The 601-nt window shown below is 70.7% G+C and carries 1 pseudogene; it reads left to right on the top strand.

What is annotated here, in order from left to right:
• Positions 1-41 precede the first annotated feature (41 nt).
• Positions 42-601 (top strand): annotated as a pseudogene (locus AC1D15_RS36170) (ATP-dependent DNA helicase); the annotation flags it as partial.

Raw genomic sequence — 601 nt, 5'->3', positions numbered from 1 at the left:
CCCCTACAAGACGCGGCCTGCGACACTCTCGCGCTGATCCCATGAGCGTCGACACCCCCACCTACACCATCGCCGTGCGCGAGCTGTGCGAGTTCACGGCCAAGCAGGGCGACCTCGACCTGCGCTTCACGCCCGGCCCTTCCGCGCAGGAGGGCATGGCCGGCCATGCGATGGTGGCCTCGCGCCGCGGCGGGCGCTACCAGGCGGAGGTCAACCTCAGCGGCACGCACGGCGCGCTGCGGGTGCGCGGCCGGGCCGACGGCTACGACCCCGACAAGGGCCTGCTCGAAGAGATCAAGACGCACCGCGGCGACCTCGCGCGCCAGCCGGCCAACCACCGCCACCTGCACTGGGCGCAGGCCAAGATCTACGGCGCCTTGCTGTGCCAGAAGTTCGAGCTGCCGAAGCTGCGCGTCGCGCTCGTCTACTACGACATCGCTTCGCAGCAGGAAATGGTGTTCAGCGAGACCTGCAGCGCGGCCGAGCTGCAGCAGTTCTTCGAGCAGCAGTGCGAGCGCTTCCTGKCCTGGGCGGCGCAGGAGCTTGCGCACCGCGGCGCCCGCGATGCCGCGCTGCAGGGCCTGCGATTCCCGCATGCGGA

It is taken from the genome of Rhizobacter sp. P2_H2 (assembly GCF_056403375.1).
This window is presented reverse-complemented; position numbering and strand designations above follow the sequence as displayed.